This is a genomic window from Microbacterium sp. lyk4-40-TSB-66, assembly GCF_030209475.1.
Lineage (GTDB): Bacteria > Actinomycetota > Actinomycetes > Actinomycetales > Microbacteriaceae > Microbacterium.
The window spans coordinates 387185-413067 of the sequence record NZ_JARVRW010000003.1; the positions used below are offsets into that span (position 1 = coordinate 387185).

At 71.6% G+C, this 25883-nt stretch carries 27 protein-coding genes; 13 read left to right on the forward strand and 14 right to left on the reverse strand.

The features are described 5' to 3' along the window. The 3 genes from QRO03_RS06870 to QRO03_RS06880 all read right to left on the reverse strand — a co-directional run bounded on the left by QRO03_RS06870 (position 1) and on the right by QRO03_RS06880 (position 2576). Positions 1–936 carry a carbohydrate ABC transporter permease gene (locus QRO03_RS06870; RefSeq protein WP_285136773.1) on the reverse strand — a complete coding sequence of 312 codons (936 nt, stop codon included), beginning with the start codon at positions 934–936 and terminating at the stop codon, positions 1–3. Then, positions 936–1808, reverse strand: coding sequence for a carbohydrate ABC transporter permease (locus QRO03_RS06875; protein WP_285136915.1), 873 nt, complete (start codon positions 1806–1808; stop codon positions 936–938). The genes QRO03_RS06870 and QRO03_RS06875 overlap by 1 nt, the downstream gene beginning before the upstream one ends. 282 nt (positions 1809–2090) lie before the next feature. Next, complete coding sequence (locus QRO03_RS06880; RefSeq protein ID WP_285136774.1) at positions 2091–2576, reverse strand: DUF1990 domain-containing protein; 486 nt, start codon at positions 2574–2576, stop codon at positions 2091–2093. Between the two features lie 265 nt (positions 2577–2841). On the opposite strand from QRO03_RS06880, the gene QRO03_RS06885 reads away from it, so the two are divergent. Genes QRO03_RS06885 through QRO03_RS06895 form a run of 3 tightly spaced genes read left to right on the forward strand, consistent with a single transcriptional unit; the run spans position 2842 to position 5362 of the window. After that, entirely contained in the window at positions 2842–3300 is a 459-nt protein-coding gene (locus tag QRO03_RS06885) for a GNAT family N-acetyltransferase (protein WP_285136775.1), read from the forward strand. A gap of 50 nt (positions 3301–3350) precedes the next feature. Continuing rightward, entirely contained in the window at positions 3351–4538 is a 1188-nt protein-coding gene (locus tag QRO03_RS06890) for a molybdopterin molybdotransferase MoeA (RefSeq protein ID WP_285136776.1), read from the forward strand. Further along, positions 4532–5362: a DUF6457 domain-containing protein gene (locus QRO03_RS06895; protein ID WP_285136777.1), complete on the forward strand. Its 831-nt coding sequence runs from the start codon at positions 4532–4534 to the stop codon at positions 5360–5362. Before QRO03_RS06890 ends, QRO03_RS06895 begins: the two co-directional genes overlap by 7 nt. Positions 5363–5549: 187 nt before the next feature. On the opposite strand, the gene QRO03_RS06900 is transcribed toward QRO03_RS06895, so the two are convergent. Further along, positions 5550–6725 carry a citrate synthase gene (locus QRO03_RS06900; protein ID WP_285136778.1) on the reverse strand — a complete coding sequence of 392 codons (1176 nt, stop codon included), beginning with the start codon at positions 6723–6725 and terminating at the stop codon, positions 5550–5552. Positions 6726–6777: 52 nt separating this feature from the next. Here QRO03_RS06900 and QRO03_RS06905 point away from each other — a divergent pair, with 52 nt between their 5' ends. Together QRO03_RS06905 and QRO03_RS06910 are read left to right on the forward strand one after the other, a co-directional pair. Further along, entirely contained in the window at positions 6778–8004 is a 1227-nt protein-coding gene (locus tag QRO03_RS06905) for a citrate/2-methylcitrate synthase (RefSeq protein ID WP_285136779.1), read from the forward strand. Positions 8005–8284: 280 nt separating this feature from the next. Continuing rightward, positions 8285–9484, forward strand: coding sequence for an MFS transporter (locus QRO03_RS06910; protein ID WP_285136780.1), 1200 nt, complete (start codon positions 8285–8287; stop codon positions 9482–9484). A 261-nt stretch (positions 9485–9745) separates the two neighbouring features. Here the strand turns inward: QRO03_RS06910 and QRO03_RS06915 are convergent, their stop codons facing one another. From QRO03_RS06915 to otnK, 5 genes are all read right to left on the reverse strand, one after another. Continuing rightward, positions 9746–10633, reverse strand: a complete 888-nt coding sequence (locus QRO03_RS06915) for a helix-turn-helix transcriptional regulator (protein ID WP_285136781.1) — start codon at positions 10631–10633, stop codon at positions 9746–9748. Between the two features lie 88 nt (positions 10634–10721). Next, positions 10722–11093: a hypothetical protein gene (locus tag QRO03_RS06920; protein WP_285136782.1), complete on the reverse strand. Its 372-nt coding sequence runs from the start codon at positions 11091–11093 to the stop codon at positions 10722–10724. 53 nt (positions 11094–11146) lie between these two features. Next, positions 11147–11926, reverse strand: a complete 780-nt coding sequence (locus QRO03_RS06925; RefSeq protein ID WP_285136783.1) for a DeoR/GlpR family DNA-binding transcription regulator — start codon at positions 11924–11926, stop codon at positions 11147–11149. A 19-nt stretch (positions 11927–11945) separates the two neighbouring features. Beyond that, positions 11946–12596, reverse strand: a complete 651-nt coding sequence (locus tag QRO03_RS06930) for a class II aldolase/adducin family protein (RefSeq protein ID WP_285136784.1) — start codon at positions 12594–12596, stop codon at positions 11946–11948. Further along, a complete protein-coding gene (otnK, locus tag QRO03_RS06935) occupies positions 12593–13813 on the reverse strand; it encodes a 3-oxo-tetronate kinase (protein ID WP_285136785.1) in 1221 nt (406 codons plus the stop codon). Before otnK ends, QRO03_RS06930 begins: the two co-directional genes overlap by 4 nt. A 165-nt stretch (positions 13814–13978) precedes the next feature. Between otnK and QRO03_RS06940 the strand changes: the two genes are divergently transcribed. The 4 genes from QRO03_RS06940 (at position 13979) to QRO03_RS06955 (ending at position 18126) form a co-directional block, all read left to right on the forward strand. After that, the gene (locus tag QRO03_RS06940) at positions 13979–15340 is read left to right on the forward strand and encodes a homoserine dehydrogenase (protein WP_285136786.1); all 1362 of its coding nucleotides are present in this window, start codon (positions 13979–13981) and stop codon (positions 15338–15340) included. Between the two features lie 80 nt (positions 15341–15420). Next, a complete protein-coding gene (locus QRO03_RS06945) occupies positions 15421–16770 on the forward strand; it encodes an SLC13 family permease (protein WP_285136787.1) in 1350 nt (449 codons plus the stop codon). A gap of 87 nt (positions 16771–16857) precedes the next feature. After that, positions 16858–17610 carry a DUF429 domain-containing protein gene (locus QRO03_RS06950; protein ID WP_285136788.1) on the forward strand — a complete coding sequence of 251 codons (753 nt, stop codon included), beginning with the start codon at positions 16858–16860 and terminating at the stop codon, positions 17608–17610. Positions 17611–17697: 87 nt separating this feature from the next. After that, on the forward strand, positions 17698–18126 hold the full coding sequence (locus QRO03_RS06955) for a winged helix-turn-helix transcriptional regulator (protein WP_285136789.1): 429 nt from the start codon (positions 17698–17700) through the stop codon (positions 18124–18126). 9 nt (positions 18127–18135) lie between these two features. Here the strand turns inward: QRO03_RS06955 and QRO03_RS06960 are convergent, their stop codons facing one another. Then, positions 18136–18816 (reverse strand): SDR family NAD(P)-dependent oxidoreductase, encoded by a 681-nt coding sequence (locus QRO03_RS06960; RefSeq protein ID WP_285136790.1) that lies wholly within the window; start codon positions 18814–18816, stop codon positions 18136–18138. A 218-nt stretch (positions 18817–19034) separates the two neighbouring features. Here QRO03_RS06960 and QRO03_RS06965 point away from each other — a divergent pair, with 218 nt between their 5' ends. Continuing rightward, positions 19035–19406 (forward strand): ArsR/SmtB family transcription factor, encoded by a 372-nt coding sequence (locus QRO03_RS06965; RefSeq protein ID WP_285136791.1) that lies wholly within the window; start codon positions 19035–19037, stop codon positions 19404–19406. An 18-nt stretch (positions 19407–19424) separates the two neighbouring features. Continuing rightward, positions 19425–20402: an SRPBCC family protein gene (locus tag QRO03_RS06970; protein WP_285136792.1), complete on the forward strand. Its 978-nt coding sequence runs from the start codon at positions 19425–19427 to the stop codon at positions 20400–20402. 189 nt (positions 20403–20591) lie between these two features. Here the strand turns inward: QRO03_RS06970 and fdhA are convergent, their stop codons facing one another. From fdhA to QRO03_RS06990, 4 genes are all read right to left on the reverse strand, one after another. Beyond that, positions 20592–21809, reverse strand: a complete 1218-nt coding sequence (fdhA, locus tag QRO03_RS06975; protein WP_285136793.1) for a formaldehyde dehydrogenase, glutathione-independent — start codon at positions 21807–21809, stop codon at positions 20592–20594. A gap of 186 nt (positions 21810–21995) precedes the next feature. Beyond that, complete coding sequence (locus QRO03_RS06980; protein ID WP_285136794.1) at positions 21996–22439, reverse strand: hypothetical protein; 444 nt, start codon at positions 22437–22439, stop codon at positions 21996–21998. A gap of 193 nt (positions 22440–22632) precedes the next feature. After that, complete coding sequence (sufU, locus tag QRO03_RS06985; RefSeq protein ID WP_285136795.1) at positions 22633–23088, reverse strand: Fe-S cluster assembly sulfur transfer protein SufU; 456 nt, start codon at positions 23086–23088, stop codon at positions 22633–22635. Further along, complete coding sequence (locus QRO03_RS06990; RefSeq protein WP_285136796.1) at positions 23085–24335, reverse strand: SufS family cysteine desulfurase; 1251 nt, start codon at positions 24333–24335, stop codon at positions 23085–23087. Before QRO03_RS06990 ends, sufU begins: the two co-directional genes overlap by 4 nt. A gap of 313 nt (positions 24336–24648) precedes the next feature. On the opposite strand from QRO03_RS06990, the gene QRO03_RS06995 reads away from it, so the two are divergent. Together QRO03_RS06995 and QRO03_RS07000 are read left to right on the forward strand one after the other, a co-directional pair. Beyond that, positions 24649–25125: a hypothetical protein gene (locus tag QRO03_RS06995; RefSeq protein WP_285136797.1), complete on the forward strand. Its 477-nt coding sequence runs from the start codon at positions 24649–24651 to the stop codon at positions 25123–25125. A 394-nt stretch (positions 25126–25519) separates the two neighbouring features. Further along, a complete protein-coding gene (locus QRO03_RS07000; protein ID WP_285136798.1) occupies positions 25520–25780 on the forward strand; it encodes a hypothetical protein in 261 nt (86 codons plus the stop codon). Positions 25781–25883 lie beyond the last annotated feature (103 nt).

Sequence of the window (25883 nt, forward strand, 5' to 3'; positions counted from 1 at the left end):
TCAGCCTTTACGGCCCTGGGTGGCGACGCCCTCGACGAAGTACCGCTGGCCGAAGGCGAAGATGATGAGCATCGGGAGGGTTACCAGTAGCGACGCGACCATCACGTACTGGTAGTCGCCCTGCCCGCCCGCACTGGGGCTGTACTTCGTCATCGCGTAGGCGATGCCGAGGGGCGCGGTGAACTCGTCGACGCTGCCGGCGTTCAGGTAGATCAGCGCCGCCTGCAGGTTGTTCCAGCTCGCCTGGAACTCGAACAGGAACACGATGATGAACGAGGGGATCGAGAGCGGCATCGCGATGCGCCAGAACAGGCCCCAGGCGCTGCACCCGTCGAGTCGCGCCGCTTCGAACAGTTCGCGCGGGACGCCGAGGAAGAACTGCCTCTGCAAGAAGATGTAGAAGGCGCTGCCGAAGAGGTTCATGCCCCACAGGGGCACCCAGGTTCCGAGCAGCCCCGTCTCCTTCCAGATGAGATAGATCGGAATCATCGTCACCGCGCCGGGAAGCATCATCGTCGCGAGCACCAGACCGAACAACAGGCCGCGCCCCGGAAAACGGAAGTACGCGAAGCCGAACGCGACGATCGAGCTCATCACTGCGACGGTGGTCGCCGCGAGCAGCGCGATCGAGACGCTGTTGAACATCCAGCTGAGAAGTGGCAATTGGTTCCACACCTCGGCGTAATTCCCGGGGGTGAAGGTCTTCGGAATCAGGGCGTTGTCGAACACCTCGCCGCGGGGCTTGAGGCTCGCCGCGAGCAGCCACGCGAAGGGGTACAGGAACAGTAGGGCGAACAGGACGAGCACCGCGGCCAGGATGACGCGGCCGGCGAGGGTCTTCGGCTGGCTGAGCGCCCGGCGCCAACTCCTGCGCGGCGGGACGACCAGCTCGGGACGCGCCTGCGCGACCCCGGGCGTCTGCAGGGTTGTGGCCATCAGCGGTCCCCCTCGTAGTAGACGAAGCGGTTGCCGAGTCGCACCTGCACGACCGTGATCAGAAGGATGATGACGAACAGCAACCACGCCATCGCCGCCGCGAACCCGAAGTTGAACTGACGGAACGCCTGTTGGAACAGGTAGATGGCGTAGAAGAGGGACGCTTCCGGGGAGGCGTTGCTCTGATCGCGCCAGAACAGCAGGTACGCCTGGTCGAACACCTGGAAGGCCGCGATCGTCAGCACGATCACGTTGAAGAACATCGCCCCGGAGATCATCGGCAGCGTGATCGAGAAGAAGCGTCGGACGGGTCCCGCTCCGTCGATCTGCGCCACCTCGTACAGGTCGACGGGGACGTTCTTTATCGCCGCGAGGAAGATCACCATGGTTCCGCTGACGGTCCACAGCGCCATGATGACGATGCTCGGCTTGACCCAGGCGGGGTCGACGAGCCACTGCGGACCTTGGATGCCGATGGCGCCGAGCGCCTGATTGATCGCGCCCGAGTTGCCGTTGAGGAGCAGGAAGAACACGGCTGCGGTCGCCACGGCCGGTGTCATCTTGGGCAGGTAGTACAGCGTGCGGAAGATGCCCGCCCCTCGACCGACGCGGCTCAGCAGAAGAGCGAGGATCAGCGCGAAGGCGATCTCGAGCGGAACGGCCATGACCGCGTAGAAGAGGGTGTTTCCGAGGGACACGGCGACCCGTGGATCCTCGAACAGCTGCGCGTAGTTCGTCGCCCCGACCGGGCGCGCCGAGCCCGTGGCGAGGTTGTAGCTCGAGAACGAGATGACGAGGCTGTAGATCATCGCCCCCGCCGTGAAGATGAGGAAACCGAGGATCCACGGCGAGATGAACAGGTAGCCCGCGATCGCTTCGCGGCGGTTGTATTTGACCTTCTGGCGGGGAGGGCGGCGGCGCTTCCGCGAAGAGGCGGCGGTGTCGGCGTCGACGTCAGAGGGGGGAGAGAGGGTCACCGGAACAGCCGGTTGCGGCCGTGGATGCGGGGGATGCGGGTGCTCATGATGATCTCCTCTCGCGCAGTCTCTACATCGAGAGGCGCTTCGTCAGATTCGAGAAGCAGTGAGAAGTGGTCCAGGGCATTGCCAAGAAGGCGCGGACGTGGCATGTCCGGCGGGGTCTCCGGCATCCCGTCAGAGCGCGCGCAGGTACCGCCGTGTCATCCAGGCCTGCACGAGGCGGCCGAGCGGGGCGCCGACGCGGGTGAACCAGCGTCCGGGTGCCGAGAAGGCGGCGATCGCGAAGACGACCTCGCCCGAGGGGCGCAGGGTCAGCGTGAAGCGCTCCTCACCCCGCTCGGGGTGTCCGCGCAGCGTGCCGTAGGCGAACCCCGCCGAGGTCTCGCTGCGCTCGGCCCACACGACCAGGCAGGGGATCCGGAAACTCAGGATGCCGAGCCCCAACCGCATCGTCACGCGGGTGCCCTCGCGCATCGGCGTCTCCGACAGCTCGACCCGCGCGCCCGCGCGGCGCTGCGCCTCGCCCGCGAGCAGGGCGTCGGCGGCACGGGCGAAGTCGGCGGGACCGTGCCCGATGACGCGCTGCGCCCGCACGTGGTGGTAGCCCGGCGGCATCTCTCCGGCGGTCGCGCCGACCTCGTCGTAGGTCAGGCCGTCCATGTCGTCCACGCTAGCCGCGGCTGCGCGCGCCGGCCCCGGGTTGCGGCTCTTCCCGGGACGACGGTGGTGCCGAGCGGAGGGGATGCGGCGAGGGGAGGATGCTCGATCGCTCTCACGTCCTCCCTCCCCCATATCTCCTCCCCCCGCCCCCGGCACCGCCGGGCCGCGCCCCCGCCACCGTCGCCGCGGGGCCGCGCCGCCACCGTCGGCCGCGGGGCCGCGCGGCAGCGGCCGCCACGTCGGGCTGCGGTGCGAGGATGGCGGGATGATCGAGTTCCGCGACGCAGCCCTGGCCGACGTCGACGCCCTGGTCGAGGTGCAGAACGCGATCCATCGAGCGGGTCTGCGCCCCGCGCCGGTCGACGCCGGCCTGGTGACGGAGCGCTACTTCGACGCCGCGCACAAGATCGCCTGCACGGTCGCCGAGCGCGACGGGGTCGTCATCGGCTTCCAATCCCTCAAACGCGCGTGGCCGGGCAACCCTTACGACGTCGAGGTGGGTTGGGGCATCATCGGAACCCACATCCACCCCGAGGCGGGGCGCGGCGGTATCGGGCGCAGCCTGTTCGCCCGGTCGCTGGCCGCGGCCCACGCGGCGGGCCTCCGGCACATCGATGCGACGATCGGCGCCGGCAATGCGCCCGCCCTCGCGTACTACGCGGCGATGGGATTCCGCCCGTATCGCGCGGGCGATGACGCGATCCCGCACCGCTTCGACCTCTGAGCGCACGCCTACGCTGGGCACATGCCCCTCCTTCCCTCCCGGGCGGACGCGTGATCGGCGTCGCCGACCATCTCGCCGCGGTGCTCACGGCCGTCGAGCCGCTCGCCCCGGAATCGCGCGAGATCGCGGCCGCGCGCGCACGGGTGCTGCGGCAGTCCGTGCACGCCGCGGTCGACGTACCCGGCTTCGATGCGTCGGCGATGGACGGCTTCGCCGTGCGCGACCTCACCCGGCCCGGTGTCCTCCGCGTGGTCGCCGACCTGCCCGCGGGCATCGATCTGGATCCGGCGCTGGGCGCGGGCGACGCCGCGCGCATCATGACCGGGGCGCCCGTGCCGACCGACGCGACGGCGGTCGTACCCTTCGAAGACACGCTCCACGGCCTCGGCGGCGGCCTCGAACCGGTGACCGTCGTGACCGCGCCGCGCGCGCCCGGGGCGCACATCCGACGACGCGGTTCCGACGTGCGGGCCGGTGGGCTCGTCGCCGAGGCGGGCGTGCGATTGACCGCCGCCTGGATCGGTGCGATCGCGGCATCCGGTGTGGGCACCGTCTCGGTTTCGCGCGCCCCGCGCGTCGCGGTGGTGTCGACCGGATCGGAGCTCGTCGCCCCGGGTGCGACGCTCCTCCGCGGGCAGATCCCCGAGTCGAACAGCGTCCTGCTCGCCGGGCTCGCCGAAGAGGCGGGTGCCGACGTGGTGCTCCGCACGAGTGTCGGCGACGACGGCGAAGGGCCGCGCCGGGCCATCGAGAGGGCGGAGGCCGACGGTGCCGACGTCGTCGTGTTCTCGGGCGGGGTGAGCGCCGGTGCCTACGAGGTCGTGAAGAACACCCTCGGCGATCTCATGCGCTTCGACCGCGTGCGCATGCAGCCCGGCAAACCGCAGGGCTTCGGACGAACCCGCGCGGGCACCCTGCTGTTCGGTCTGCCCGGCAATCCGGTGAGCGCCGCGGTGTCGTTCGAGCTGTTCGTGCGCCCCGCCCTGCGCGCGCTCGAGGGCGACGCCGAGCTCGGTCGCGCCCACGTGCGCGTCGCGCTCACCGAGGCGTGGCGCGCGCGCCCCGAGCACGTGCAGTACGTGCCGGTCGTGCTCGATCGCCGCGATCCGGCGCGCTGGCTCGCCACCCCCACGCCGCGGGGCACCCGGGGATTCGGCGAGGCCGACGCCCTCGCCGTCATCCCGCCCAGCGACGTCGCGGTGTCCGCCGGTGACGGCGTGACGGTCGCGCTGTGGTGAGCGTCGACGCCATCGTGCTCGCGGGCGGCCGCGGGTCGCGCGTGGGCGGCGCGGTGAAGCCCCTCTTCGAGGTGGACGGCTCGACGCTCCTCGCCGCCGCCGTCGCCGCCGTGCGCGCCCGGGGCGCGAGGCGCGTCGTCGTCGCGGCGCCTGTGCTCGACGACGGCCTCGACGCGACCTGGGTGCGCGAGGACCCGCCCTTCGGTGGCCCGGTCGCGGGTCTCGTCGCCGCCCTCCCCACCGTGGATGCCGAGGACGTCTTCGTCGTCGCGAGCGATCTGGCGACCGCGGGACCAGCGGTGGCGCTCCTCCCCGACGCGCTGGCGAGCGGGATCGACGGCGCATGTCTCGACGACGGACGACGCCAGTGGCTGATCGGCCGGTACCGAACCGCGGCGCTGCGGGCGGCGGCATCCGCTCTGTCCGATGCGGGACGCGATGCCTCGATGCGGGCGCTGTTGGGCGGGCTGAACATCGTGACGATCCCCGCCGATCCGGCCCTGACGCACGACGTCGACACGTGGGACGATCTCACCAAGGCCCGAGGAGGAGTCATGACAGAATCCCGCACCCTGCCGCCCGAGGCGCTCAACGACTGGAGTTCGGCGCTCGCCGAACGCTTCGGTCTGACCGAGGGCGACATCCCCATCTCGCTGATCCTCGACCTCGCGCGCGACGTGGCGAACGGCGTCGCGCGTCCCGCAGCGCCTCTGAGCGCCTTCGTGGCCGGGCTCGTGGTCGGTCGCGCCGGGGGGTCGCCCGACGACACCCGAGCCGCGGTCGCGGCGGTGGTGGAGATGGCGAAGGGCTGGGAGAACCGCTGAGTCTCGGGGCCCGCGCGAGGCGCCCGACCGCCCGCGTGCCCGTCGACGCTCATCGTGGTGCGCTATGCCGGCGTCGAGACCACGTCGACCGCCAACCCGCCCGATGCGATCGCGAGTCGTTCGTTCAGCGCCTCCAGGACGTTGTACATCACGGCGGCACCCTAGCCAGCAACCTGGCTAGCCGGCTTCACCGCCCGACGTATTCACCCCGCGGACGCAGCCGCATCACCGGCTCGGCGTACTCGGCCTCGACGTGCGCGATCCAGCCCGCGAGGCGCCCCACGACGAAGATCGTGCTCGCCGCGTCGTCGGGCAGCCGCGCGCCCGACACCAGGGCGGCCAGTGCGAGATCGACGTTGGGCTGCAGACCCGTCCGGGCGGTGACGGTCTCGCCGAGGCGGCGCACGGCATCCATCGTCCCTCCGCCGTCGGGGAGCGCCGCCAGCAGGGGGAACAGGGCGTCGGCGCGGTCGTCGACGCCGGCATAGAGGGGGTGACCGAAGCCCGGGATGCCATTGCCGTCCTGCAGCACCTCGGCCAGTGCCCGTTCCGGCTCGAGTCCTCGGCGAACGCGCGCGAGCAGGCGGGCCGTCCGCGTCGCCGCGGAGATGTGGAGGGGCGAATCGGCTGCGCCGAGGGCGGCGCTCACGGCGGCGTATCCGTCGGCCCGCGCCGACGCGGCCACCCGCGCGGCGAAGGTCGACACGGCGAGGTCGTGGTCGATGAGCAGCACGAGCGCGGCGTTGACGGCGGTGTCGACCGAGGCCGGTGCGCGCCACCCGCTCACGAGGGAACGGGCGATGTCGGTGTGCGGGTCGCCGCCGAGGGCGACGGGCAGGCCCGTGAGCAGCGTCCACCCGATGCGGTGCAGGGTCGCCGGCGACGTGTCGTGCCGCAGCGGATCGTCGGCGGCGAAGCCGGTCAGCGCCGCGCGCAGGCGATCCATGGCGCCCGCGTGCGGAGGGAGGGCCGCCACCATCTCGCGCGCGCTGCCGATGGCGGGGTCGGGGGCATCGAGTCGCTCCGCACCCCACAGCCACGCGACGACGTCGGAGAACGGCCGGTCGATGAGGTCGCGGGCGCGGCGGCCGCGGAAGAGCAGCTCGTCGTCCTCGATGTCGGCGATGTCGGTCTGCACGACGCCGAGCGGCGACCCGGTGGTGGGATGCGCCGGCGCCCCCACCGCGGAGCGGCGCCGACCCGCCGCGAACGCCTCGACCGCGAGCGCGTCGAACGTCGAGCCGTGCGCATCGCGCTCGCGCTGGAGGAGCCCGCGCGACACGTAGGCGTAGAGCGTCTCGGGCTTGACCCCGAGGCGCGCGGCGGCCTGGGCGGCGGTGAGGCGGGGGAGGGGGGATGCCATCTTGATCCGATCAACGTTGACGCTCTTGCGGTCATGTTCGCACACTGGGCGCATGAGCGACCTGATCGATGTGCCCCGCGGCTTGAACGGCGTCGTGGCGGCGGAGACGACCATCAGCGACGTCGACGGAGACGCCGGCTTCTACCACTACCGCGGACACTCGGCCACGGCCCTGGCCCGCACGCGGAGCTTCGAAGACGTGTGGCACCTGCTGGTGACGGGCGAGCTCGCGGGCGATACGCGCGCCTTCACGGAACGGATTCGTGCGGCGCAGGCGGATCCGCGACTGGACGAGGTCATCGACGCGGTCACGGCCCGCAGCGACCAGCCGCTGGCGGTCCTGCGCGCGGTGTGGACGCTCGCGGCATCCGAACGTCGCTCGCCCGCCCTGTACGACCTCGACGAGGCCGGCCGGCTCGACGAGGCGATCGCCTTCGCGGCGATGGTGCCCCTCGCGCTCGCCCCCGCCCACCGCTTCGATGGCGTCGAGACCCCGGGTGCGGCGGCGCTCGCCCCCGCCCGCCGAGCCGACCGCGTCGAGCACGCGGGTGCCGCACGCGGGGGAGGGGATGCCGCGTCGGAGCACGTCCGCGACGCCGATGACCCCGACGGGGAACGGATGCCGAGGGGGCGAGGACTCGTGGCCGACTACCTCGAGCGGGTCACGGGTGTGGCGCCCGACGACGCCCACGTCCGCGCGCTGTCGGCCTACCTGATCGCGGCGATGGACCATGGTTTCAACGCCTCCACGTTCACGGCCCGGGTCATCGCCTCGACGGGTGCCGACATGGCATCCTGTCTCTCCGGCGCGCTCGGCGCGCTGTCGGGTCCACTGCACGGGGGTGCTCCCGCCCGCGCGCTCGACAGCCTCGACGCTGCGGGCGACGACCCCGGGGCGTGGATCGCCGGCGAGCTCTCCGCGGGGCGGAGGCTGATGGGCTTCGGCCACGCGGTGTACCGCACCGTCGACCCGCGTTCCGAGCTGCTGCGCGAGGTCGCGCAACGACTCGGCGGGCCGCGGGTGGCGCAGGCTCTGGCGTTCCAGCGGGAGGCCGAGCGGCAGCTCGCGCTGCGGCGGCCCGAACGGCCCCTGCACGCCAACGTCGAGTTCTACGCCGCCGTGGTGATGGAGCAGTGCGGCATCCCGCCCGCGATGTTCACGCCGACCTTCGCGCTCGCCCGCACGATCGGGTGGACGGCGCACGTGCTCGAGCAGGCGCGGGATCCGAAGATCATCCGGCCGTCGGCGCGGTACGTCGGGCCCGCTTTCTCGGGTTGAGCCCGAACGGCCTCGCACGGAGAGGTCGCGGTACCAGGTGAGGCGTAACTCCGGTGGAATGACGGCGACGCCGTGGTCCGTTCGCGGAATCGCACGGCGGGTACGGGTTCGGCGACGCGCATCTCCGGAGTCGAGCACGCCGCCCCGCCCCTCGGGGGAACTGATACGTGGCCCGTCACACGGCGGCCCGGGGCGTCGCGAGTCGGAGCACCGGACGAACGGTCGGATGCCGCGGACGATCGGCCCGGCGCCGGGCGCCGCGAACGGCGAGCATCGAAGCATGACCACCACCGCTCCCGTTCCCACGCCCGTCGCCGGACCGTCGACGCTGCGCTACGGCGGACTCGTCGTCGTGATGCTGCTGAGCTTTCTGCTCGTCACCGCGGAGTTCCTCCCCAACGGCGTACTCACCGAGATGGCCGCCTCACTCGGTGTCACCCCCGGTCAGGCGGGACAGACGGTCACCGTCACCGCGCTGGCGGGGCTGCTCTTCGCCCCCACGGTGGGGCTGCTACTCCCACGCCTCGACCGCCGCACGCTGCTGGTGGCCGCGGCCGCCGCGGCGACGGTGTCGAGCCTCGTGGTGGCCCTCGCCCCGAGCCTTCCCGCGATCCTCGTCGCCCGCTTCCTGCTCGGGGCGGCCATCAGCGGGTTCTGGTCGATGTCGATCACGGTGGCGGCGCGCCTGTCGAGCCCCGACCGCATCGGACGCGCCATGATGTTCGGCTCGGCGGGCGTGTCGCTCGCGACCGTCGCGGGCGTTCCCATCGGCGTGGCGCTCAGCGAGGTGCTCGACTGGCGCCTGGCGTTCCTGGCCATCGCCGTGGTCACGGCCGCGGTGGGCGTCGCCGTGCGGCTCGCCCTGCCGCCCGTGCCGCCCGCTGCGGCGTCGAGCCTCGGCATCCTGTTCGACACGCTCCGCCGACCCGGCGTGGGCGGAGGCATGATCGGACACGTCCTCGTCGTGCTCGGACACTTCGTCGCCTACACCTATGTGCGTCTGTCGCTGGAGCGCATCCCCGATGTCGATGCGGGCACGATCGTGCTGCTGCTCGCCCTGTTCGGCGTCGGCGGAGTCGTCGGCAACCTGGCTGTCGGGGTCGTCGTCGACCGCGCCTTCGCCCGCCTCGCCGTGGTGGGCCCCCTGGTGATCGCGCTGGCGATCGCTGTCGTCATGCTGCTGCCCGGAGCGATCGTCGTGGTCGCGATCGCCGTGATCGCGTGGGGCTTCTTCTTCTCGTCGTGGCTGATCATCGTGAACACGTGGGTCGGTCACCGCATGCCCGACCGCCTCGAAGCCGGGGGCAGCCTCGTGGTCACGGGCTTCCAGCTCGCCATCATGATCGCGGCGGGCGTAGGAGGCATCCTCGTCGACGCGACGAGCGTCGTGACGGTGGATGCCATCGGCATCGCGCTGCTCGTCATCGGCGCCGTGCTCTTCGGGCTGTCGGTGCGCGAACGGCGCGGGGCCGGAGCGTGACCGGCGCGCGGCGCGGGGCCGGGGCCGGGGCCGGGTGGGCGCGCAAGCGGCGTGGCGCTGGGCTGGCGAGCCTGATCGGCGCGGGCGGAGTGCGGGCGTAGCGCCGGGGTGACGGCGCGGGAGAGCGGGTTCGGGGCGCGTTTCGCTCTTCGGGGCGGGGGAGGCCTGCCCCAAAGAGCGGATCACGCCCCAAACCGTCCACCGCCCCCCGGCGCCGGGCCCCGACGGCCACCCGCCGTCCCGCGCAGGTGCCGCCCGCGGTCAGACCGCGAGCTCGCGCCGCCCGGCCCGCCACTCCGACGGCGCGACGCCCGCGTGACGGCGGAACGCCCGACGGAAGCCCTCGTCGGAGGCGTAGCCGAGCGCCCGTGAGGTCTGCGACACCGGGGTGCCCGCCTCCAGGAGCTCCTTGGCCCGCCGCATGCGCACCTCGGTCACGTACGACGCCGGTGAACTGCCGAACACCCGGCGGAACCGGGCCGCGAAGACCGACCTCGACATCGCCCCGAGGGCGGCGAGCTGGTCGATCGTCCACTCGTGCCCGGGGTCGGCGGAGACCGCCGCCACGACACGCGAGAGGAACGGATCGTCGCTCCGCGGAGGCCAGGTCGACGCCCGCTCGGTCGACGCCCACGCCCGCAGGGCCGACAGCAGCACCGTCATCACCATGAGCTTGCAGATCGTCTCGTCCCCCTCCCGGTCGGAAGGTGCCCCCGGAGCGGGGATGCCGAGGTGCGCGGCCAGTGAGGCGGCCGCGGGTTCGGCATGGGCGAAGCCGCTGACGAACACCACGGCCGGAAGGGCGCGGGTGTCGGCGGTCGGCGTGACCTCCAGCGGTACGACCGTCACCTCGGCGCCGGACTGCGACGTGAGCGCGAGGGCGTGGCATCCGAGGGAGAGGAAAGCGTCGCCGGCGAGCAGTGTGCGCTCGCCCTCGATCGCGGCAGCGGCGCCCGACGGGGCGTCGACCGTGCACGCGGGTCGTTCAGGTGCTCGGCCGGTGAGTTCACCGCGCCGGACGTACACGAGCGCTGCGGCACCGCGAGCCAGCCGAAGCCGCTCCCGCTCGGACAGGGTGCGCTGCCAGGCGCGGCCGGGCCGCACGTCGATGCTCGACAGGGCGCGTTCGAGGGCGGGCTCCGACGTCATGCCAGCGGCAACCGGTCAGACGACCGCGGTATTCCGTCGTCGACCCGGCCGCCTTCCGAGGGTCGGCGCTCGCGCTCGCCCCGTCGTGTCAGTTCAGGAGCTCTATACCGCTGAAGAACCCGATCGAGATCGACAGCAGACCGGCCGCGACGCCCGCGATGAATCCCGCCGCGGCGAGCTCTCGCGCCATGCGGGCGTTGAGGCTCACGATGCCGCACACGAACGACACCCCCGCGAGCACCCACATGCCGATCTGGATCCAGGGCAGATTGTCGATCTCCGAGATCGCGCTGGCGGTGACGACGAAGATGTACCACGCGATGACCACGACGCCCGAGACGATCGCGACCACCGAGGGCACGCGCATGTCGCCCTTCGGCGTGGGCGGCGGAGGCGGTTCATCGCGCGGCGGGACGTCGATCGCCGGTTCGAGCGAATCGGGGAGGTCGTCGTCTGCCATGGCCTGATCCTCCCAGGTCGCGCGCCGATTCGTGGCTGCCTTGACGCTGCGCCTCAGGCCCGGACGACCTCGATGCCGGCCGCCGTGATCGCGTGCGCGGCGCCGTCGGGCAGGGCGCCGTCGGTGATGACCTCGGCGAGCTCGGCGAGACGCAGGGCGCGGTACTTGGCGAAGCGGCCGTATTTCGAGCTGTCGGCGATGAGCACGGCCCGCTCCGCCGCCTCGACGGCGGCCCGCTTGGCCTCGACCTTCGCCTCGACCGGGGTGGTGACGCCGTGACCGAGGTCCCACGAGCTCGACGAGATGAAGGCCAGGTCGAGCGAGAGTTCGGCGAGGGTGAGACGCGTGAGGCGTCCGATGGTCGAGAGGTTCGTCCGGTCGACCCGGCCGCCGACCGAGATGAGATCGGCACTCGGATGGTCGAGGAACGCCTGCACCGTCGCGATGTCGTTCGTGACGACGGTCAGGTCGTTGACGTGCTCGAGGAACGGCCGCATCGCCTGGGCGGTGGTACCGGCGTCGAGGTAGATCGTCATGGTGTCGCGCACCAGGCGCGACGCGGCGCGGGCGATCGCCGTCTTCTCGGCGATCTCGCTGGTCGCCTTCTCGGCACGGGACGGCTCGAGCACGAGACGGGTGGCGAGCTTCGCACCGCCGGTCGTGGCCTGCACGAGACCCTGCTCCTCGAGGACGGCGACGTCTCTGCGTACCGTCATCTGGCTGACGCCGACGAGGTCGCTCAGCTGGCGGAAGCTCAGGACGCGTTCGCGATGCAGCGCCTGGACGATGCTCTCCCGGCGCTGATCGGGGATCATCGGGGCGGCTTCGCTCATCGTCGTCCTTCGGTCCCGCTCAGCTTACTGACACGGTCGCGGTCCACGGGGTCCCCCAGCGCGCGGTGATCTCGGCCACTCGCTCGGGGGCGATGAGCCGTCGCCGGCGCCCGTCGGTGAGCAGGGTGATGCGGCACGCCTCTTCGAGCTCCACCGTGCTGTCGACGGTCGACGCGGCATCCGGTCCGCTCACGACGGCGCCGTGGTTCGCCAGCAGTGCCCCGTGGAACGGGAACGGGCAGTCGGTGATGAGGTCGCCCATGGCGGGGTCTCCCGGCGGAACGAAGTCGAGCAGCGGCACCTGCCCCACGCGCATCAGGGAATAGGGCGTCAGCGGCGGCACCGCCGTGTGCGCGGCCCAGGGCTCCAGACACGACACCGCGACGGTCGACGGGGAGTGCACGTGGACGACGGCGTCGTGCTGCGGGTTCCGGGCGTACATCGCGACGTGCAGCGGCACCTCCTTCGAGGGACGGGTGCCGCTCACGTGCTCGCCGCCGAGGGTCAGCACGGCGATGTCGTCGGGCGCGAGGGCGCCGAGGCGCGTACCGGTGCCCGACATCAGCAGCCGATCGCCCTCGCGCACGCTGACATTGCCCGAGGTGCCGGGGCTGAGTCCCGCTTCGACGAGGACGCGGCCGGCGGCGATGAGATCATCGACGGCGCTCATGCGAGGACTCCCCACGCCGCGGTGAACAGATCGGTGGCGCCGAAGTTGCCGCTCTTCAGCACGAGGGCCACGGTGTCTCCGGATGCCGTCTCCCCGGCGCTCCAACACACCCCCGGCGCGAGTTGCGGACCGATCTCCAGGGTCGAGATGCCGAGCGCCTGCACGACGGCCCCGCTCGTCTCGCCTCCTGCGACCACGACACGGTGCACCTCGCCGCGCGCGACGAGGTCGGCGACGACGCCCGAGAGGACGCGCTCGACGGCATCGGCCGTCGCAGAGGCGTCGTGGCGGATGTCCGTCAGCTCGGCGACCGATGAGATGAGGGGCACCGCGGTCGCGGGCACGCTCCGCACCCACGCGGTGAGGGCAGCGATCTCGGCGTCGGGGTCGGAGATCGCGGCATCCAGATCCACTCTTCTCGCGGGCACGCCGCGCGCGATCGCGTCGGCGATCTGCGCGCGGGTGGCCGCCGACGCGGAACCGCACACCACGAGCCGGCCGGGACCGACCGCGGGGAAGGGTGCGCGATCGACGGCGGCGGGGGCGTCGAGGTGCGCCGCGAGCGCGGCTCCCCCGGAGAGCACCCGTAGGTGGCGGGACGCGGCGGCGATCACGGCGAGGTCCGCCTCCGTTTCGGCATCCACGATGAGATAACCCGGGCGGGAGAGATCGATCGCCTCGCGCAGGGACCCCTCGCCGCGGCGGACGGTGTCGAGTCCGATCTCGGTCAGGTCGGCGCCGGTCTGCGGAGCGAGGATCCTGCTGACCCGCGAGACCGTCATGGGTGTCAGCGGGTGATGGCGCATGGGGGAGTCCTCGAGTGGCACGCCGTCGACGAAGAGGATGCCGTCGCGCACCGTGCGCCCGTTCGCGGGGAACGAGGGGACGACGATCGTGCGGTCGGTGTCCGCGCGCCCGACGACCGCGTCGAGCACCGGGCCGATGTTGCCCTCGTCGGTCGAGTCGAAGGTCGAGCAGTACTTCACGTACAGGCGGTCGGCGCCCGCGGAGAGGAGGCGGTCGGCGGCGGCGAGCGAGGTCGAGACCGCCGCGGCGACCGGTGCCGTCCGCGACTTCAGGGCGACGACCACCGCGTCGTGGCCGGTGGGGATGTCGTTCTCGCCGATGACGACCGCGGTGCGCAGGCCGCGCTCCCGCAACGCGGTGGCGAGGTCGGTCGCGCCGGTGAAGTCGTCAGCGATGGCGCCGAAATGCATGGAGGACCTTTTCGTCGGGTGCAGACCGCGGAGGCGATCTCCTTCCAGTGTATGTGAATATTTGGGAAGATAGTTTGACAATTTGTGAGTCGGCGTTACAGTTGCCGAGCACCCGATGCGCACCCCCGGCATCCCACGACTTTCGACGACGTAAGAGGAACAACGGTGATCCACAGCTCGGCACAGCGCCGTCAGAGCCCCATCCGCATCGCGGTGACCGGCGCGAACGGCGGCTACGGACGCACGCTGCTCGACCAGCTCCGTCGCCTTCCCGACATGACGGCCGCCCAGCTCGTCGACCCCGACGTGGAGGGCGTCCGCCGCATGCTCGTAGACCTCGGCGTCGCGGGCGGTGACGTCGTCGTGGTCACGGATGCCGCCGCTGCGGTCGCCGCGGTCGACGCGGGGCGCACGGCACTGATCGCCGACGCCGCGCACGTCGCCTGGTCGCACGTCGACGTGCTCGTGGAGGCCACCGGTCGCATCGACGCCGGATTCGCCTACGCCGATGCCGCCCTCGACCACGACGTGCACGTCGTGATGGTGAGCAAGGAGGTCGAGACCATCGCCGGCGTCGCGCTCGGGGCCAAGGCCCGCGAACGCGGCTTGCGCTACCTGCCGGGCGACGGCGACCAGCCCGCCAACCTGTTGCGTCTCGTCGACTGGGTGCTCGCGACCGGGTTCGACATCGTCGCGCTCGGCAAATCGGGCGAGTACGACCTCGTGTTCGATCCCGAAACCGGCGTCGTGAACCAGAACGGCGTGGAGGAGCACGCGCCCGCCCTGGCGGACCTCCTCGGCCACGGCGACGATCTGCGCGCCACCCTCGCCGCCCGCCGGGACGCGGTCTCGGGCCTCAAGCGCGCCGCGGCCGCCGACTCGTGCGAGATGAACGTCGTCTCGCTGTACACCGGCGCGACCCCCGACGTCGAGACGATGCACTACCCGGTCGTCCGCCCCGACGAGCTCGCCGACGTCTACGCCGAGCACGCGGACGGCGGCATCCTCGAGTCCACGGGCGTGATCGACGTGTTCTCGATGCTGCGACTCCCCGGCGAGGCGAGCTTCGCCGGGGGCGTCTTCGCGATCGTCCGCACCGGTGACGACGTCACGTGGGAGATCCTGCGCGGCAAAGGACACGTCGTCAGCCGCAACGGGCGGTACGCCTGCATCTACTGGCCGTACCACTTCATGGGCGTCGAGACCCCCCTGACGATCGCCGCCGCGTTCGAGGGCACCGCGACGACGGTCGAATCCCGGCAGCACACGGTGCTCGCCGCCCGGGCCTCCACCGCCCTCGCCGCCGGCACGCCGTTCCGCGTCGAGGGCCACCACCACGAGATCTCGGGTGTCGCGCCGGTCATCGTCGCCCCCGACGCGGGCAAGATCGCCCCGTACTACCTGCTGTCGGGCGCGCACCTGCGCCGCGACGTCGCCGCGGGCGAGCTCGTGCGCTTCGACGACCTCGACGGCGTGCACGAGCCCGTGGCATCCGCTTACCGTTCCGGGCTCGCGCTCGGAGCCTGACCTCACCCTCGACCACCCAGGAGATCGACGACGATGCACCGTTGCCCCCACCACCCCCTGCCCCCGCGCGAGGCGACCTCGTGAGCGTGGAGATCATCGCCCTCATCGTGCTCGTCGCGGTGTTCGCCGTCTCGGCGATCCGCAACGTCCACATGGGCGCGCTCGCGCTCGTGGCGGCCTGCGTCATCGGCGTGCTGCTGGTGGGCGAGTCGCTCGACGACGTGCTCGGCGGCTTCCCCGTCGACGCGCTGCTCATCCTGCTCGGGATCACCTACCTCTTCGGCATCGCACGGGCCGTCGGCACGATCGACTGGCTCGTCGACAAGTCGGTGCGCCTGATCGGCGATCGGGTCGCCCTCATCCCCTGGGCGATGTTCGCCGTGGGGACGCTCGTGGCCTGCCTCGGCACCTCGCACGCGGCCTTCACGCTCGTGCCGATCGCGATGAGTCTCGCGCACAAGCACCGCATCCACTCCACGATGATGGGCATCGCGATGAGCTCGGCCATCGTGGGCGGCGCGCTCGCCCCGACGAGCATCGTCGGCATCACCGTGCTCACCGTCGCCACCTCGGCGGGCATCCCCTACAACGCGGCGCTCATGTTCGGCCTCTCGGTCGGCATCAACACCGTGGTCGTCGCGGTCGCCTTCCTCCTGTTCGGTGGACGCGAGCTCATCGCCCGCGGTCGCGCCGCCAAGACGGCTTCCGAGGGCCTCAGCACCGGCGGCTCCGGCGGTGTCGCCGGCACCGGCTTCAGCACGCGCCCCCGCGGCGGTGGCACGGCCCTGCTCGAGCAGACCGCGACGCAGAAGCTCACCGGCTACCAGCTGATGACGCTGATCTCCATCCCCGTGCTCGTCATCGCCTTCTTCACGCTCACGCTCAACGACGTCGACCTCAACCTCGGCGCCGTCGCCCTGACCCTGGCCGTGCTGCTCGCCTTCATCAACCCGAAGGCGGGTCGCGAGGGCCTCGCGAAGGTCGACTGGAACACGATCCTGCTGCTCGGCGGCATCATCACCTACGTCGGCGTGCTCACCCGTCTGGGCGCGATCGACCAGTTGGGCGAATTCGCGCGGTCGGTGAACGAGCCGCTCATCGCGGCGCTGGTGCTGTGCATCATCGCCGGTCTCGTGTCGGCCTTCGCCTCGACGATCGGCATCATCGGCGCCTTGGTGCCGCTCGCCGTTCCGCTCCTGCTGCCCGGCGGCGGTCTCGAGATGACCGGCTTCATCTACGCGTTGGCGATCTCGGCCTCGCTCGTCGACTGCGCACCGTTCGGCACCACCGGTGCCACCATCGTGGCGTCGGCGCACGAAAGCGAACGCCCGCGGCTCTACAGGCACCTCACGATCTGGGGACTCTCGATGGTCGTGATCGGACCCGTCATCACGATCGCGCTCTTCGTCGTCCCCTTCCTGGGTGGGTGACCCCTCGCATCCCCCCGGTCGAACGGCCCGGATCGCCTCGCGGTGGTCCGGGCCGTTCGACGTCCCGGCCCGCCTAGGCTCGAACAGATGAGAACCGTCGGAGTCGATCTCGCCGCCTCGGCGCCCGGCACCGCGCTCGCCGAGGTCGTCTGGGCCGACGGCGGGGCTCGCCTGACGCGGCTCGAGATCGGGATCGTGGATGCCGACATCGTGGCATCCGTCACCTCCGGTGAGGCGTGGCTCGGCGTCGACTGCCCGCTCGGGTGGCCCGACGCGTTCGCCGATTTCGTGCAGGCGCACCACGCCGGTGTCGAACCGTCGCTCGGGCCCGTCGAGGGCGGCGCCGACTGGCGTCGACCGCTCGTGTACCGCCACACCGACCACGTCGTGAAGGACCGCATCGGTCGGTGGCCCCTGAGCGTCTCGACCGACCGCCTCGGGGTCACGGCCCTGCGCGGCGCGGGCCTGCTGCGCCGACTCGCCGACGTCGGGTTCGCGGTCGACCGGGCGGCGGAGGGGCGCCTGTTCGAGGTCTACCCCGGCGGCGCGCTGCGGCGATGGGGGTTCGACACCACGGGGTACCGAGTGGATGCCACCCGCCGCGCCGTCCTGCTCGAAACGCTCCGGGAGCGCGCGCCGTGGTTCGACACCGGGTCGTTCGCTGCACTCGCCGTCGCCAAGGCCGATGCTTTCGACGCCGTGATCGCGGCCCTCGCGACCCGCGCCGGTGCGCTCGGACTGTTCGAGCATCCGGCATCCGAGATCCTGCCGGTCGCCCGTCGCGAGGGCTGGGTCGTGCTGCCCGACGGGCCGCTGGAGGCGTTGGTCGCGCAGTCCTGACGGCCTCCGACGGCCCGCGCCACCCATCCGCCGATGGTTACGATGAGTGCGGTTGCCACACGACTGGGCACCCGGGAGAGGCGTCCCATGGCGACGACGGCGAGGATCGTGAGCGGCCCGTGCCGGGCGTGGCCCGAAGAGAGCGCATTCATCCGCGAGGTCCTCGACCGCATCGGCGACAAGTGGACGACGCTCGTCATCAGCACCCTCGCCACCGGGCCGTTGCGCTACTCCGATCTGCAGGCGAGCATTCCGGGGATCTCGCAGCGCATGCTCACCGTGACCCTCAAGGCACTCGAGCGCGACGGGCTGCTGACGCGCACCGCGTTCGCCGAGGTCCCCCCGCGCGTCGTGTACGAACTGACCGATCTCGGACGCTCGCTCCAGGATGCCGTGCTGTCGATGGCGAGGTGGGCGGCGACCAACCACCAGGCGGTGGCCGCCAGCCGTCTCGCGCACGAGCGCACCGGGGTCGGCCGGGTGAAGTCGCACGGCTCCACCGCGGCCGACGGCTGAGCCGGGCCGCTACTTCCGCACGACGATCTCGTGCGCCGCGCGGGTCTCGTGCGCGTCCCAGTACATCGGCGCGATGTCGGCGGCCGGGAGCACGTCGTAGCCCGGCGCGGGTGCCTCATCGGCGATGAGGACCCCGATCGCGACGTATGCGACGTGCACGCCCGTTCCCGCGATCGCGTGAGCGAGGTTGAGCGCCCAGTTGCGCAGCGCCGCGGCTCCGGCCGTCACGTTCCCGTACTGCGCGACGGGGTACATCGACCCCGCGCCGCTCGTGAACAGCAGCGTGCCGGCTCCGGCCTCGAGGAGGTCGGGCAGCACCTCGTCGGTCGCGGCCATGGCCCCGTACAGGTAGTACTCGATCTGGGGCTGCACGTTCTCGGGCGTCGCCTCGCGGATGTCGACCGGGGCGAGCGGACCCGCCGACGCATCGGCGGGGGAGTACTCCAGCACGTCGATCGTGCCGAAGCGTTCCTTGACGGCCGCCAGCGCGGAGCGCAGTCCGGGTCGATCGAGCACGTCGGCGGGGAAGCCGGCGGCGGTGATCCCCTCGGCGGCGAGCTGGTCGACCAGGGCGTCGAGCTTCGCGGAGGTACGCGAGATGAGCGCGACGTCGAAGCCCTTCGCTCCGAACACACGGGCGATCGCGAGCCCCAGGCCGGTTCCTGCTCCGATGATGGCGATGGTGGGCATGTGGTTCCTTCTCGTCTGCGGTCGGGCGCGGGTGGCTCGCCCTCTTCCCCACCGCACTGGCAGTGCGTATCGCCATTGTTCGCGGGTCGGCCGGGACGTACAAAAGGCACCTTCAGGTGCCTTCCGCGGTCGCACGTGGCGGATGCCGTCGGGGTGTCGCGGGCGAAGACTCGAACCGCTCTTGCGTGCGCCGTGAACACGCGTTAACGTACAACCAAATGGTTGAACAACAGAGCGACGCCGACATCGACAGGGTCTTCCACGCCCTGGCCGATGCCACGCGACGCGACATCGTGCGGCGCACGCTCGTCTCCGAGCAGTCGGTGACCCAGCTGGCGGCGGCGTACGCGATGTCGTTCGCGGCGGTGTCGAAACACATCGCCGTGCTGGCCGAGGCGCGGCTCATCACGAAGCGTGCGGAGGGGAGGGTGCGACTCGTGCGTGCCGACCCTGCCGCGCTCGCTCGGGCGCAGCGCCTGCTGCGTTCGTACGAAGACCTCTGGCGCGGACGCGTCGACCGGCTCGACGCCCTGCTGGCCGAGCCGGAACCCACGGCATCCACCCCGCCGACCGAACCCTCTCACCCCTGACCCGACGAAGGAGTCGTCATGCCCGTCACATCCGTCGAGAGCGACGCCGAAGCGCTCACCATGACCCTCGTCGCCGACTTCGCCGTCGGCCCGGAGCGGTTGTGGGCGGTGTTCACCGACCCGCGCCAGCTCGAGCGCTTCTGGGGTCCCCCCGGCTGGCCGGCGACCTTCGACGCCTTCGACTTCACCGTCGGCGGGCACGCGAAGTACCACATGACCTCTCCGCAGGGGGAGCGCGCCGGTGGCGCGTGGGAGTTCACCGCGATCGACGAGCCCCGCGGATTCGAGGTCATCGACTCCTTCGCCGACGCCGACGGAGACCCCATCGAGGGGATGCCGTCGATGCGAATGGTCTTCGCGTTCGAGGCCACGCCCGAGGGCTCGCGGCTCTCGAACGTCAGTCACTTCGCTTCGGCCGACGCCCTCGAGCAGGTCATCGCGATGGGCGCCGTCGAAGGCTCGACCATGGCGATGAACCAGCTCGACGCCGTTCTGCAGGGCCTGCGGGAGTTCGCGCAGGGCAAGGGCACGCAGCTCGAGATCCTCGACGACCAGCACGTGCGCATCACCCGTCTCATCGACGGCCCGCGTGAGCTCGTCTGGCGCGCGCACGTCGAACCCGAGCTGATGCGGCAGTGGATGCTCGGCCCCGACGGGTGGCGCATGAGCGTCAGCGAGGTGGACGTCTCGGTCGGCGGCCGCTACCGCATCGCCTGGGAGCCCGAGGCGGGAACAGAGGGCGAGGGCTTCGGTTTCGACGGCGAGACGCTGCTCATCGACGAGCCGCGGCGCATCGTGCAGACCGAGCACATGACCGGCACCGACTGGCCCTCCACCACGAACGACCTGTCGCTCTACGAAGAAGACGGTGCGACCCTGGTCACGCTGCTGATCGAGTACCCGGATGCCACCACCCGCGACGCCGTCCTGGCCACCGGCATGGTCGACGGCATGGAGCAGAGCTTCGAGCGGATGGAGCGCGTCGTCCTGGCGTGAACCGGATGCCGCTGCCCCCGGGCCGCGGTATCCCGCTCCCGCGTGGGCTCGCCGGTCCCCGCGCCTGCGGTCGCGCGCGGACCTGGGCTCGCGCGCCCGCGCGCCGAAGCCCGCAGTCGTGCGCGATGCTCGCAGATTCCGCGGGGAAAACTGCGAGCATCGCGCCGTTCTGCGAGCTCCGGCGGGGCGTCAGCTCTTGATGTACCCGTTCGGGTTCAGCACGTACTTGCGCGGGGCGCCCTTGTCGAAGTCGGCGTAGCCCTGCGGGGCGTCGTCGAGGTCGATGGGGGTGGCGTTGACGGCCTTCGCGATCTGCACCTTGTCGTGCAGGATCGCCATCATCAGTTGCCGGTTGTACTTCATCACCGGGCACTGGCCCGTCGTGAACGACAGCGACTTGGCCCAGCCGAGACCGAGCCGCAGCGACAGCGAGCCGACCTTCGCGGCCTCGTCGACGCCGCCCGGGTCGCCCGTCACGTACAGACCCGGGATGCCGAGGGCGCCACCGGCCGCGGTGACGTCGAACAGCGAGTTCAGCACCGTCGCCGGAGCCTCGTGGGAGGAGTCGGAGCCGTGTCCGCGCGCCTCGAAGCCGACCGCGTCGACCGCGGCATCCACTTCTGGGGTGCCGAGGATCTGGTCGATCTGATCGCGCGGGTCGCCCTTCGACACGTCCACGCTCTCGAAGCCCAGTGACCGCACCTGCGCGAGACGCTCGGCGTTGAGGTCGCCGACGAGCACCGCCGCCGCGCCCAGCAGCTGCGCACCGACGGCCGCGGCGATGCCGACCGGACCCGCACCCGCGACGTAGACGGTCGATCCCGGGCGGACGCCGGCGGTGTAGGCGCCGTGGAACCCGGTGGGGAAGATGTCGGACAGCATCGTCAGGTCGAGGATCTTCTCGAGCGCCTGCTCGCGGTCGGGGAAGACCAGCAGGTTCCAGTCGGCGTACGGGACGAGCACGTATTCGGCCTGACCGCCGACCCACCCGCCCATGTCGACGTAGCCGTAGGCACTGCCGGGGCGGTCGGGGTTCACGTTCAGGCAGATGCCGGTCTTGCCCTCTTTGCAATTGCGGCAGCGTCCGCACGCGATGTTGAAGGGCACCGAGACGATGTCGCCCACCTTGACGAACTCGACGTCGGGGCCGACCTCGATCACTTCGCCGGTGATCTCGTGGCCCAGCACGAGACCCGCGGGGGCGGTGGTGCGACCGCGCACCATGTGCTGGTCGGAACCGCAGATGTTCGTGGAGACGGTGCGCAGGATCGCGCCGTGGGGGACCTTGCGGCCGACGTTCGCCGGGTTGACGCCCGGGCCGTCCTTGAGTTCGAACTCGGGGTAGGGGGTGTCGATGACCTCCACCACTCCGGGTTCTTTGTACGCCACTGCCTTGTTACCGGACATCGTCGTCCTCTCCGGCCGGTCGACCCGACCTGGTCGCGCCCTGCGGGTGGACCCGCAGCGGCACCCGACACGACGTGCGGCCGGATTCGGTCGTGAGCGACGCGGGGGTGCCCCCAGCCAAGGCGCCCGTGTCCGGGGCGTCAAGGGATGGCGCGGGAGGCCCCCCGATGCATCGGCGCGATGCGGTCACTCCGCCGGGGCGGCCCGGCGGACGGCGTCGCGGACGGTCTTCTCGACCTCGGCTGTCACCTCGACCACCGCGAACGACACCGGCCACATCGGACCGTCGTCGAGGTGTGCGGTGTCGTCGAAACTGACCGTGCCGTAGCGCGTCTTGAACTTCGAGGCCGGCTGATAGAAGACGACGACCTTGCCGTCCTTCGCGTAGGCCGGGAAGCCGTAGTAGGTCTTGGGCGTCAGGTGCGGCGCCTCCTCCAGCACGATGACGTGGAGGCGCTCGGCCATCTCGCGGTCGACGCCTTCGAGCTTGTCGATCGCCTCGAGGCAGGCCCCGTTCTCCTTCTCGAGTTTCGCCGCGCCCTTAAGGCCCTTCGTGCCCTTGAGCTCCTCGGCGCGCTGCTTCATCGCCGCGCGTTCCTCGTCGCTGAATCCCGCTCCGCCTGCCGCCATGGCATCCGTCCTCTCGTGGGTGTGGACGCAGGATACCGCTGCGGCGGCGGCCGCGCGGGCGGCCAGGTTTTCGCGCTGAGTGTCCACAACACCCGGACGGTTTCCGCAGACGTCCGGGTGTTGTGGACACTCAACGGGCGCACGCGGCCGGCCACGGGCGCCGGACCACGGCACCAGGGCGCCCGACTCCGCGTCAGGCCCGGCGCAGCCCTTCCTCGAGCGCGACCCACGCGAGCATCGCGCACTTCACGCGCGCGGTGTACTTCGACACCCCCGACAGCGCGGCGGCGTCGGCGAACGTCTCCTCGTCGAGCGGGATCCTGCCGCGCGAGCGCAGGGCCTCGCGGAACTGCCCGATCAGCGCGGTGGCGTCGGCGATCGGCATCCCGTCTTCTCCCCCGTCCTCCTGCAGCAGGGCGACGAGCATGGATGCCGACGACTGCGAGATCGAGCATCCCGCGCCCTCCCAGGTGACGGATGCCACGCGGTCGCCGTCGACGTCGACGCGCAGCGTGATCTCGTCACCGCAGATGGGGTTGCGCTGGTGCACCGTCGCGCTGTGCGCGCCCGGCTCGGCGAGGCCGAAGCCGCGGCGGTTCTTCGCGTGGTCGAGGATCAGCTCCTGGTAGAGCGACTCGAGCCCGCTCACGCCGTCACCGCCGCGACACCGAAGAACCCGCGAACGCCCGAGACGGCGTCGAGGAGTGTGTCGATCTCCTCCTCGGTCGTGTGGATCGCCGCGCTCGCGCGCACCGACGCGGTCAGGCCGAACCGGCGGTGCAGCGGCTGCGCGCAGTGGTGCCCGACGCGCACGGCCACGCCCCGGGAATCGAGGAACTGGCCCACGTCGTGCGCGTGCACCCCGTCGACGGCGAAAGCCTGCAGGGCGATGCGCTCGGCGGCATCCGTGTCTCCGAGCAGACGGACGCCGTCGATCGAGCGCAGTCCCTCGCGCATGCGCGTCTCGAGCGTCGCCTCGTGGGCGTGAGCGGCGGCGGGATCGTGCGCGCCCAGCCAGCGCACCGCGGCCGCCAGCGCCACCGCCTGCGACACCGGCTGCGTGCCCGCCTCGAAGCGCTGCGGCGGCGGGAGGTATTCGGCCCCGTCGAGGGTGACGGTGGTGATCATCGATCCGCCGGTCGTGAAGGGCGGCAGCGCCTCGAGCACCTCGTCGCGACCCCAGAGGGCGCCGATGCCGTAGGGCCCGTAGACCTTGTGCCCCGAGAAGACGGCGAGGTCGACTCCGGATGCCGGCAGGTCGAGCGCGAGGTGCGGAGCCGACTGGCACGCGTCCAGCACCGTCAGCGCACCGGCGCCGCGGGCCAGCGTCACGAGCTCGGCGACGGGGTTCACGATGCCGAGCACGTTCGACACGTGCGGGAAGGCGACGACCTTGGTGCGCTCGCCGATGAGCTCGGCCGCGGCGTGCAGATCGAGCATGCCATCGTCGAGCACGGGGATGTGGCGCAGCCGCGCACCCGTGCGGGCGGCGAGCTCCTGCCAGGGGATGAGGTTCGCGTGATGCTCGGCCTCGGTCACGACGATCTCGTCGCCCGCACCGAGCCGCCCCGCGTAGCCGAGGGAGCCGGCGATCAGATTCAGGCCGCCGGTGGCCCCGGAGGTCCACACGAGCTGCTCGGGCTCGGCGCCGACGAACGCGGCGACGGTGACCCGTGCCTCCTCGAACAGCTCGGTCGCGTCGGCCGCGAGCGTGTGCGCACCGCGGTGCACGGCGGAGTTCGCGCGCTCGAGGAACTCGCGCTCGGTGTCCAGCACGGCACGCGGCTTCTGGCTGGTCGCTCCCGAGTCGAGGTACACGAGGGGCCGGCCGTCGATCTCGGTGTCGAGGATCGGGAAGTCGGCACGCACGGCGGCGACGTCGAAGGGGAGTGTCACCCCTCCAGGCTACGCGTGATGAGCGCGCGCCGGTCGGCTGCAGACCGTCACGCAGCGGGGGAGCGGGGCCATGCCGGTGCGCGTGGGCGGGGCGCGTCGGATGGACCGGACGTGCCGGGGACGTGGAGGAAGAGGGCGGTACCGAACTGCGGAGAAATGACGTGCCGGGGGCCGCGCGCCGGCCGATCCGACGCGTCGACGCCTATCGATCCGGAGTTCGGCTCGGCTGGGCGCCGTGAGGTTCCCCGCGGCGCTCGCACGCGAATCGTAAGGATCGTCGATCGCCGACCTGCCCGCGCGTAGACCGGATGACATGACCCTCACGGCCCTGCTCCCCACCCTCCGATCCCGCAAGCCGGCGCCCTTCGATCCCGCGGCGTGGCCCGCGGGATCCGTGCCCACCCTCGACGACGTCACGGTGCGGGCGATGTCGGTCGGCCGGTACGCCGACATCTGCGGCACGCCCTGCGTGTGCACGGGACCCGCCGTCATCCCGGCGTCGGGCGGGGTGGCATCCGCGACGCTGTCGACGACGGTGATCGTGGCGACGGTGGTGGACGCCGGCCCCGACACCTTGCGCCTCGACGCCTGCGCGGCGGGACTCGACGTGGTGTGGCGCGAAGCGCGTCTGCGCGGCCGCGTGTCGCACGCGTACGACGAGCCCTTCGCGGTGGTCGACGCCCACGGCAGCGAGGCGTGCGCCACGGTCGTGCTCCCCGGTGACGTGCGGGTGGGCGACCGCATCGCCGTCCCCTGCCCCGGATGCCACACCCTCGGGGAAGTCCGGTGATGCTGCTGCACTCGATCGTCTACGCCTGCCGGTGCGCACGGGTGCAGGCGGAGTTCGAGGCCTGCGACGACGACGACCTCGCACCCCTCGAGTCCGCCTCTTGAGTCGACCGGACGCGCCGCCGCCGAGCCGCCCCGGAAGGTGCGCGGGGGAGCGACGGCCGCTCGAGCGGGAGGTCGGCCGACGACGGCGCTCCACCTGCATCAATAGCCCGCATTAGGGCGATCGCGGGTGCGGAAATGAATAGGTCGCATGTGAAGGTGCGAAGACGAGTAATTGTTTGTACTTGCGCTCGACGGTCGCGGATGCACTAATTCCAAAATCTCATTCCGTATGCACTTTTGTGCCGAGAAAGAGAAATTCCGCCGCAATTTCCGCGCACTAATATGCCCGGATGACAGACATGAGCCGCGAAAATCGGACGCCCTCGCTCGAAATCCTGATGCGCATCCACGGGTGGCGCCCCGCGCGACAGGGAGACGGGTGGGAGATCGGCTCCCGGGCCAGTCCCGTCCGCATTCGACCGGGCACGAACGGGGCGTTCGAACTGGTCGTCGACGGTGAGACCCTCGCGCTCCCGGATGAACCCGCCGTCGTCGATTTCCTCTCGCAGGTCGCCCTGAGTCGTGCGCGGGAAGGCTCACCGCCGCAGTGAGCGCGATGGGGCGCCCGCCAGCCCGGGGGTGCGGTCCCGCGGCTTGCGCCCCCGGGCTGTTCCTCGTCGGGCGAGGCCACGTCGCGTCGAGGTGACGCGGGGG

Coding starts and splice junctions, on each gene's coding strand:
- QRO03_RS06870 (WP_285136773.1), bottom strand. CDS start 936: ATGGCCACAACCCTGCAGACGCCCGGGGTCGCGCAGGCGCGTCCCGAG.
- QRO03_RS06880 (WP_285136774.1), bottom strand. CDS start 2,576: ATGGACGGCCTGACCTACGACGAGGTCGGCGCGACCGCCGGAGAGATG.
- QRO03_RS06885 (WP_285136775.1), top strand. CDS start 2,842: ATGATCGAGTTCCGCGACGCAGCCCTGGCCGACGTCGACGCCCTGGTC.
- QRO03_RS06900 (WP_285136778.1), bottom strand. CDS start 6,725: ATGGCATCCCCCCTCCCCCGCCTCACCGCCGCCCAGGCCGCCGCGCGC.
- QRO03_RS06905 (WP_285136779.1), top strand. CDS start 6,778: ATGAGCGACCTGATCGATGTGCCCCGCGGCTTGAACGGCGTCGTGGCG.
- QRO03_RS06910 (WP_285136780.1), top strand. CDS start 8,285: ATGACCACCACCGCTCCCGTTCCCACGCCCGTCGCCGGACCGTCGACG.
- QRO03_RS06915 (WP_285136781.1), bottom strand. CDS start 10,633: ATGACGTCGGAGCCCGCCCTCGAACGCGCCCTGTCGAGCATCGACGTG.
- QRO03_RS06920 (WP_285136782.1), bottom strand. CDS start 11,093: ATGGCAGACGACGACCTCCCCGATTCGCTCGAACCGGCGATCGACGTC.
- QRO03_RS06925 (WP_285136783.1), bottom strand. CDS start 11,926: ATGAGCGAAGCCGCCCCGATGATCCCCGATCAGCGCCGGGAGAGCATC.
- QRO03_RS06930 (WP_285136784.1), bottom strand. CDS start 12,596: ATGAGCGCCGTCGATGATCTCATCGCCGCCGGCCGCGTCCTCGTCGAA.
- otnK (WP_285136785.1), bottom strand. CDS start 13,813: ATGCATTTCGGCGCCATCGCTGACGACTTCACCGGCGCGACCGACCTC.
- QRO03_RS06950 (WP_285136788.1), top strand. CDS start 16,858: ATGAGAACCGTCGGAGTCGATCTCGCCGCCTCGGCGCCCGGCACCGCG.
- QRO03_RS06955 (WP_285136789.1), top strand. CDS start 17,698: ATGGCGACGACGGCGAGGATCGTGAGCGGCCCGTGCCGGGCGTGGCCC.
- QRO03_RS06960 (WP_285136790.1), bottom strand. CDS start 18,816: ATGCCCACCATCGCCATCATCGGAGCAGGAACCGGCCTGGGGCTCGCG.
- QRO03_RS06965 (WP_285136791.1), top strand. CDS start 19,035: ATGGTTGAACAACAGAGCGACGCCGACATCGACAGGGTCTTCCACGCC.
- QRO03_RS06970 (WP_285136792.1), top strand. CDS start 19,425: ATGCCCGTCACATCCGTCGAGAGCGACGCCGAAGCGCTCACCATGACC.
- fdhA (WP_285136793.1), bottom strand. CDS start 21,809: ATGTCCGGTAACAAGGCAGTGGCGTACAAAGAACCCGGAGTGGTGGAG.
- QRO03_RS06980 (WP_285136794.1), bottom strand. CDS start 22,439: ATGGCGGCAGGCGGAGCGGGATTCAGCGACGAGGAACGCGCGGCGATG.
- QRO03_RS06995 (WP_285136797.1), top strand. CDS start 24,649: ATGACCCTCACGGCCCTGCTCCCCACCCTCCGATCCCGCAAGCCGGCG.
- QRO03_RS07000 (WP_285136798.1), top strand. CDS start 25,520: ATGACAGACATGAGCCGCGAAAATCGGACGCCCTCGCTCGAAATCCTG.